The organism is Mesorhizobium sp. M7A.F.Ca.AU.002.02.1.1 (genome assembly GCF_003998535.1).
Classification (GTDB): domain Bacteria; phylum Pseudomonadota; class Alphaproteobacteria; order Rhizobiales; family Rhizobiaceae; genus Mesorhizobium; species Mesorhizobium ciceri.
In genome coordinates this window covers 1-8,147 of record NZ_RZPB01000224.1, presented here as the reverse complement: position 1 = coordinate 8,147, position 8,147 = coordinate 1, and the positions used below count along the sequence as shown (strand labels likewise).

Below are 8,147 nucleotides of genomic sequence, written 5' to 3'. Positions count from 1 at the left end.
GGGGAAGGGGAGCGGGCTTACGGCGAAACGATTCCCAGCCATCTCCCCGCAAGCAGGCTGGCCGTGCATTTGCAGCCGATCGGGGTGACTGTCGCCATTACGCCATGGAACTTCCCAGCGGCAATGATCACCAGAAAGGCTGGAGCTGCACTGGCCGCTGGCTGCACAATGATTGTAAAGCCGGCACCCGAAACGCCACTGTCGGCCCTCGCGCTTGCCCGCCTTGCCGGGGATGCTGGCATTCCGCCCGGCGTGTTTCAGGTGATCACGGGCGAAGCTCCGCCACTTGCCAAACGGCTGTTGTTGCATACCCACGTGCGTGCGTTCTCTTTTACGGGCTCCACCGAGGTCGGCAGAATCCTTCTCGAGCAATCCGCGAAGACAGTGAAGAAAGTCTCGCTCGAACTTGGCGGCAATGCTCCTTTCATCCTTTTCGGCGATGCGCCGATCAACGCTGCGGTCGCCGGTTGCATGGCAGCCAAGTTCGCGACATCCGGTCAGGACTGTCTCGCGGCAAACCGGATTTATGTGCAGCGAGAGATTTACGAGCATTTTACGGAAAAATTTGCCGAGGCCACCAGTAAACTAAAGGTCGGGCACGGATTGGAGCCAGGTGTCGACATCGGTCCGATGACAAAGACGTCTGGTGCTGACAAATGCAGGCACCAGGTTTCTGAGGCTCTAGCAGCCGGGGCTCGAATGGTAGCAGGCGCACAGCACAATTCGCTTGGCGGGAACTTCGTCACGCCGGCCGTGCTTGCTAATGTGACCGATGACATGGTGATTGCGAAGGACGAAACGTTTGGACCTGTCGCTGCAATCCTGCCCTTCGACGACGAACGGGAGGTGGTCGCGCGAGCCAACAATTCCGAGATGGGACTTGCGGCCTACGTCTATACCCAAGATCTCAACCGAGCCATGCGGCTCTCCGACCGGCTCGAATATGGCATGGTTGCCGTGAATACTCCAAAATTTACGGGGCCGGGCATTCCGTTCGGCGGCTGGAAACAATCCGGCCTTGGTCGCGAGGGCTCAAGGCACGGTCTTATCGAATATCTCGAACCCAAATACCTCTGCATCGGCAACATCGCGGCCTGAAAGGAAGCATTCAATGACCATCAACATCAAAGAGATCACCGAAAAGGACCGCAACTCGGTCTTGCATCCTTTCACTCAGCTTAAAGATTTCGCCACTGGCAAGCTCGGCGACCCAACGATCGTGGTGACAGGGAAGGGGATCCGCATCCAGGACGCGCATGGCAACCAATTTATCGATGGCTTTGCCGGCCTATACTGCGTCAATGTCGGGTATGGCCGCACGGAAGTCGCCGATGCGATCTCGCGTCAGGCCTATCGCTTGGCGTATTACCACTCCTATGCGGCGCACACGACCGACGAGCTTGCGATCCTCTCCGATCGCCTTGTGAAGATGGCGCCGGGCAAGATGAGCAAGGTGTTCTATGGCATGTCCGGCTCGGATGCGAACGAGACCCAGGCCAAGCTTGTTTGGTACTACAACAACCTGCGTGGCAAGCCGACCAAAAAGAAGATCATCTCCCGTGAACGCGGCTATCACGGCTGCAGCGTCGTGTCGGGCTCGATGACGGGCATGAGCTTTTATCACGACCACATGGACCTGCCACTTCCGCAGATTGTTCACACGGGTGTTCCACATCATTACTGGGGCGCAACCCCGGGCGAAACCGAGCGCGAATTCTCCGCTCGCCGCGCCGCCGAGCTTGATCAGTTGATCGAGCGGCTCGGCCCGGACAACGTCGGCGCCTTCATTGGCGAGCCCGTCCTCGGCACAGGTGGTATCACGCCTCCGCCGGAAGGCTATTGGGAAGCGGTACAGACGGTCCTCAAAAAACATGATGTGCTGCTGATTGCCGATGAAGTGATCACAGGGTTCGGCCGCACCGGTTCCATGTTCGGCTCACAGCACTATGGCATCGAGCCAGACCTCATCACGATCGCTAAAGGTTTGACGTCGGCCTACTTCCCGCTTTCAGCGGCAATCGTCGGTGAGAAGGTGTATAAAGTCCTGGAGGATGGAGCCGACAAGGTCGGGGCATTCTCGCACGGCTACACCTACTCTGGTCATCCGATCGGCGCCGCCGCGGCCAACGCGGTCCTCGATATTGTCGAGAAAGAAGACCTCCCCGGCAATGCGCGTGACGTCGGCGCGTTTTTCCAGGCGCAGTTGCAGGAGAGGTTCGCGCAGTTGCCGATCGTCGGCGAAGTGCGGGGCGTCGGTCTTATGGGCGCAATCGAGTTCGTTGCCGATCGCGACAATCGGAAGCGTTTCGATCCGGCGCTCAAGGTAGGTGCGCGAATCTCGAAGGCCGCCCGTGACCGTGGTCTTATCGCTCGGGCCATGCCGCACGGGGACATTTTGGGCTTTGCTCCGCCGCTGGTTACAACCAAAGCTGAGGCGGAGGAGATTGTTGCAATCGCAGAAAGCGCCGTGCGCTCGGTTATGGATGAGCTTGTTCGCGAGAGTGAGAAAATCTGAATGAGTTGGGCCATCTTGTCGTAATCAAGGCGCAAACTCAAGCGACGGCCTGATCGGCTTGCGGGGCTGCCAGCTGAGCTGGTGCCGCGTTCCGCTCATTGAGTTTTCGGCGGAATTCAATGCAGACACTGCTCAGGAGGAACTGGTGGCCAATTCGACCGCACTCAATCCCTGGGAATGGCCTGAAAGCCATTGGCGGCGGCGCATCAACAAAGTCAGAGCGGGCAAGGCACTAAGACCAATGTGGCCCGGCGGTAAACGCTGTGCCTTCGCCATCTCGTTCGACGTCGATCATGAGTCGAACGAATTGCGCAGGGGAGGGCGATCGCTAAGCAGATTATCCTGGGGTCAGTACGGGAGCCGACGAGGGATGCCTCGGGCTTTGGAACTCTTGAGAAAGTACGACGTTCCGGCGAGTTTTTTCGTTCCCGCTGTGATCGCTCAGTTGTATCCAGACGAGCAACGCGCAGTTGTCGATGAAGGCCATGAAATTGGCATGCACGGCTGGATACACGAGCTAAACTCGGAACTGAGCGCAGAGAGCGAGCGCTCTTTAATGATGAGGAGTGCCGACACTCTTGAAAAAATCACTTCCAAACGCCCGACGGGAATTCGAACGCCTTCCTGGGATTTTTCCGACGCAACTCTACGGATCATACGTGAAACCGGATTGACATACGACTCATCCCTTATGGCCGATGATAGTTGCTATGAGCTGCTGGAAGACGAGGAACCCACGGGAGTGATTGAAATACCGGTCGAATGGATTCGAGACGATGCCACTTATCTTTGGATGAGTCCCGATGGGTCTTCACGGCCAGATTTATCAGTCGACGACGTGCTTTCTGTATTTATTCGGGAGTTCGAAGGGGCCTATCAAGATGCCGATTTATTTCAGCTGACTCTGCATCCACACGTCATTGGATATCGCTCACGGATCTGGATCGTAGAAGAATTAATTCGACGCGCCAAAGCAAAGGGTGACGTTTGGTTCGCCACACATCATCAGGTCGCCGAGCGTGCGTCCTCATGTCTCTGAAAACTCTCAGACAGGAACGCCGGTAGAGTGCGGTGTTCTTGGGGCGGCGCAAGCCGTCCTGCGCCTCGACCGTTGCGGCGGTCACCAATGGATTTGGAATGACGCGGATCATCCGCTGTCCGGTATTCGCTTTCAGAGCGGGTACAGTGGGAGTTCTTATCTTGGAGGAGGACTACAATCTTGATTGACACGACCTTTGCCGGAAAAACGGTGCTGATTACCGGCGGGTGGCGCGCTTGGCCCGGCCAGTGCCAAACTGCTGGCGGCGGGTGGAGCGGATTTGGTGTTGGCTGACCTGTCGCAAGAGGCTCTGGACCAAACTCTGGCCGCCTGTCCTGGTGCCCGTTGAGTTGTCTGCGACGTGACCGATCCGGCGATGCTGGAAGGGCTGGTCGACCTCGCCCGCGAGAGCTTTGGCCGGCCGGTTGAGGGCTTGGTCGCGGCCGCTGGCATTACGGTGCGATGAAGCGGCTGATAGACGTGAAGGGTACGAAGCCATGTTCAGCTTCAACGTCGGGGCCATTTGGCGAATCTGCAAGCTGCATCCCGCAGATGCGCGAGCTTGGCCGCGGATCGGTGGTGCTCTTCAGCTCGACTGCTGGTCTGCAGGCCTCGAAGGACGTGCCGATCTATTCGGTGACCAAGGCGGCGGTTGTGATGATGACTCGCACGCTGGCGCTGAACCACGCGGCAGAAATATCCGCGCAAACTGTGTCTGCCCCGGAACCATCGCCAGCCGTTGGCCGAGGCCGGCGTCGCCTTCGCCCGGGGAGAAGCGGCACAGGTCGAGCGCCGGACGAAGATCATCGCTGCGCATCCGATGGGCCGAATGGGGTTGCCGTCCGAGGTGGCGACAGCTGTCGGCTATCTGCTGGACGATGCGGCGGGCTTCACCATCGGCGCCGCGCTTACGGTCGACGGAGGCAGCCTTGCCTAAGCTCCGGTCAGAAACACTGTCGTCGTCACCGGCGCGGCGCGCGGGATCGGTGCCGCAACAGCGGCGTGGCTTGGCTCGGAAGAGGCGTGGGTGTTGCTAGTGGATGTTCTGGATAAAGTGCACGACACAGCTGCGGGCCTTGGCCAGACGGCGCTCGTCTGCGATCTGGCCATGCCCGACGCCGCAGGGCGGGTTCTGGCCGCCTTGGATGCCGCAAGGATCGAGACGCTCGACGTCCTCGTGAACAATGCCGGCATTGGCGGTTCGAAGTCGCTCGCCGATACTGACGATGCCTTTTGTTCCCGCTGATCGATATCAACTTGCGTGCAGTCATCAGCCTGACCCGCGAGTTGCGGCCGCGGATGCGCCAGCCGGGCGGGCGGATCATTAATGTCAGCTCGATCCTCGGGCTTACGGGCTATCCCGGAACGGTAGGCTATTCGGTGGCCAAGGCCGGGATCGCGTATCTCACGCTCCAGCAGGCCGGCGAGCAGGGCCTGTAGGGTATAACCGTGAATGCGGTGGCGCCCGGCGTGGTCCCCACCGACATGACTCGAGCGCTGCACGTACGCAGCTACCAACGCCTGATGGTCGCGCCAATCCGCTCGAGCGCGTCTCCTCGCCGGAGGAGCAGGCGGCGGTGATCGCCTTCCTGCTTCGGACGACGCGTTCTACGTCTCGGGCGCAGTGATCCCCGTCGACGGCGGCTCCCGCCTGTCACAGTAGAGAAGAATAGCGCAATTTAAGCCTATACACAGGATGGCCCTGCAATTCCCGGATGCAGACCGACTCTGCCGGTAACCGGTTCCGGTGGTCGATCCTGTTAGCGGCGCCATTACCCGGCGCACATTTGATCGCGGTGGTGGGCAAGTTGAATTTACCCTTCGCGCGCTTCCCAGCGATCAATATGGCAGTGTCGTACTGCTCGGTCATTGTCGCAACGGTCGCGTTCAGCGTCGGCGCGAACCACAGCGCCTTGGCCACACCAGGTTGTAGCAGACGGATCGCCTCAGTGACCCGCCGAAGAAGCTGAGGCCGTCAATCCAGTCGGGCAGCTTTTGAGTCAGAGTTGGCAAAGGCTGCTCGAACTGAACGACTGTTGAGGAAAGCCTTTGCAGGCGCGGCGGGCGCGAGCACCGCGGGGAGCCGCAAAAAGGCACGCGGAGAGCTCTGCTGAGGCTGCAGTCAACTCAGCGTCCTTGGGAGCATATTGAAGTAGTATTTGCCCATCTCTCCCTGTTATGGCGATTTGAGAAGCAAAAAGCCCGTTCAGCGTTTAGCTTGGAGAATGTGCCCACTGCACTGCTCGCCCGCGAATCACCGATATTATGCAGATTTAGGAGCTCGACGCCGATCTCCTGCATTTGTTGGCGAGGATTGCTGGAAGAGTACCCATTCAATGCACTAAAATCCTGGAGTGGTCTGATCCTCATATTGTAAGTGTAGGCTGGCCTGATGCGGCTGGTTCCAAGTCTTCACAAAGGTTCCAACTACGCCTCCTCCCAAGGCGCATCGGCCCGGCAGCGAGTTCAATCTCCTGCCGGGCGTTGTAACTATTTGCGCACATTGGCCGATTCGGACCTTCAACGGGTTGGGCGGCTGCTGGCTGTCGGAGCAATGTAAAACTGGCTCATAGGCAAGAGTTAGATTGATGAGCAGTCTTGCGGACCAAGTCGCCGATCCAAATTCGCCAGGAGCATTTGCGCCCCTCAGAAATCCGAGCTTTCGTTCAATCTGGTTCGCCACGCAGGTCAGCTCGCTCGGCTGGTTGATGCAGACTGTTGCCATCAGCTGGCTGATGGCTACGATTTCGACTTCCGATCTGATGGTCGCGCTGGTTCAGGCTTCTTCAAACCTGCCAGCGTTCATCTTATCCGTCTTCGCCGGGGCCTTGGCTGATAATTTCAGCCGGCGCCGGGTCATGTTCGCCGGCCGGTGCCTTATGGTATTGGCATCTGCGATGCTGACGGCTTTTGTGGTGCTGGGCTTTGTCGATCCGTGGATGATCCTCGGCTTCAGCTTCTTGATCGCATGCGGCGGCGCTCTCCACGATCCAGCCTGGCAGGCCTCGGTTGGCGATATGGTGAACCGACGCGACGTTCCCGCCGCCGTCACGCTCCTCTCCGTTGGCTTCAACACTGTTCGGACCGTAGGCCCGGCGCTCGGTGGCATAGTAGTTGCCTCTTTTGGGCTGATGACGGCTTTCGCCGTAACCAGTCTTACCTATCTGGTCCCTTTGGTAACCATATGGCGCTGCAAGTGGATGGTTCGCTCATCACCTCTCCCACGTGAGTCGATGAGGACGGCGATCTATGACGGGCTACGCTTCACGGCGATGTCGTCGGAGATTAAGACGGCGATCACTCGCGGAACCCTCTTTGGTCTGGCGAGCATCGCCATTCTCGCGCTGCTGCCGCTGGTTGTCCGCGACCAGCTGGGAGGCGGACCGCTCGCCTATGGCACGCTCATGGCCGGATTCGGGACAGGCGCCGTCTTCGCCGGCATCTCGAACAGCGTGTTCAGACGGAGCTTGTCACAAGAGCGGCTGATGACGCTCGCATGCGTCGCCTGCGCGGCATGCTCCCTTTCGCTTGCGCTGACTTCTTCGATTGCAGTGGCGGCAATTGCACTCGCCATGGGTGGCGCGGGCTGGGTCACCGCCTGGTCCGGGGTCGGCGTGACCGTGCAACTGGCAAGCCCGCGCTGGGTCGTGGGGCGCACCATCTCGATTTACTATGCATTGATCGATGGCGGCATCGCAGCGGGCAGTTGGGTGTGGGGCACGGTGGCCCAGAACCATTCACTGACCTTGGCACTGGAGGGCTCCGCTGGAGCCCTTCTGCTGGTCGCCGCCACGGGCCTCCTGTTTCCCCTTCGCGAGCGCCGCGAATCCGATCCAGATGCTTTGGAGGACTTCGACGCACCGGCAGTCGCCCTCAATCTCAAGCCAAGAAGCGGTCCCATCGTGGTCAAAGTCGAGTACCTAGTGCCCGAGGAAAATCGCGAAGCATTCCTGGAACTCATGCGGGCGCGCCGGCATGTGCACAGTCGCGTCGGCGCTCGTCATTGGACTCTCCAGCGCAACCTTCAGGAGCCTATGCAATGGATAGAGACATTCCGCACGCCGACCTGGACCGACTACCTTCGCCTGAACCATCGTCTCACGGAAGCAGACAAGGAATTGGGTAAACAAGTGCTGAAATTGCATGCAGGACAGCTTCCGCCTAAAATCATGCTTTTTATCGAGCGACCAACAAGCTCGGCCCTAAAGTCCGATGAATCAGCACGTTATTTTCTCCGACACTGACTCTTCGAGGTTAACCCCTTGTATCTGCACGCAGAGGACTTTGTGCGATGGAAGCGACTGAGCCTCGAACCGGATGGCCATCCGGTTCGAAGCAAGGCGAAGTCGCCCGACACCCCTCCGGCCACAACCGTGGGTGAGCCTGGGATCTTCGCCTTCGTCACGTACGACCGAATAGTCGCTTGGCTCCAATCGCACGCACAAGGCAGGTTACCGTGAACAAGACTATCTGTGGAGTGGATGTTTCGAAAGACTGGCTCGATACCCATGTCGTGCCGAGCGGAGCGGCGGGCCGCTTTCGCAACGATGCGGCAGGCATAGCCGAGCTTGCTGCCTGGTGTTAGGTCAATGG

General features: G+C 59.2%; 6 protein-coding genes and 2 pseudogenes. 7 read left to right on the top strand and 1 reads right to left on the bottom strand.

What is annotated here, in order from left to right:
* The 6 genes and pseudogenes from EN879_RS15755 to EN879_RS40605 form a co-directional block, all read left to right on the top strand.
* Positions 1-1,098 (top strand): NAD-dependent succinate-semialdehyde dehydrogenase (locus EN879_RS15755; RefSeq protein WP_164774424.1); only part of this gene is annotated, 1,098 nt, incomplete at its 5' end.
* A 13-nt stretch (positions 1,099-1,111) separates the two neighbouring features.
* Positions 1,112-2,515 (top strand): aspartate aminotransferase family protein, encoded by a 1,404-nt coding sequence (locus EN879_RS15750; RefSeq protein ID WP_063169325.1) that lies wholly within the window; start codon positions 1,112-1,114, stop codon positions 2,513-2,515.
* A gap of 145 nt (positions 2,516-2,660) precedes the next feature.
* Positions 2,661-3,554, top strand: coding sequence for a polysaccharide deacetylase (locus EN879_RS15745; protein ID WP_224570030.1), 894 nt, complete (start codon positions 2,661-2,663; stop codon positions 3,552-3,554).
* 739 nt (positions 3,555-4,293) lie between these two features.
* A complete protein-coding gene (locus EN879_RS40615; RefSeq protein ID WP_063169323.1) occupies positions 4,294-4,491 on the top strand; it encodes an SDR family oxidoreductase in 198 nt (65 codons plus the stop codon).
* 27 nt (positions 4,492-4,518) lie between these two features.
* Positions 4,519-4,800: pseudogene (locus EN879_RS40610) on the top strand (SDR family NAD(P)-dependent oxidoreductase); the annotation flags it as partial.
* Positions 4,788-4,994 (top strand): SDR family oxidoreductase, encoded by a 207-nt coding sequence (locus EN879_RS40605; RefSeq protein WP_199489648.1) that lies wholly within the window; start codon positions 4,788-4,790, stop codon positions 4,992-4,994. The pseudogene EN879_RS40610 and the gene EN879_RS40605, both read left to right, overlap by 13 nt.
* A gap of 400 nt (positions 4,995-5,394) precedes the next feature.
* Here EN879_RS40605 and EN879_RS39925 read toward each other — a convergent pair.
* A pseudogene (locus EN879_RS39925) lies at positions 5,395-5,561 on the bottom strand (IS21 family transposase); the annotation flags it as partial.
* Between the two features lie 581 nt (positions 5,562-6,142).
* Here EN879_RS39925 and EN879_RS15725 point away from each other — a divergent pair.
* Positions 6,143-7,798 carry an MFS transporter gene (locus EN879_RS15725; protein WP_063169321.1) on the top strand — a complete coding sequence of 552 codons (1,656 nt, stop codon included), beginning with the start codon at positions 6,143-6,145 and terminating at the stop codon, positions 7,796-7,798.
* Positions 7,799-8,147: the final 349 nt, after the last annotated feature.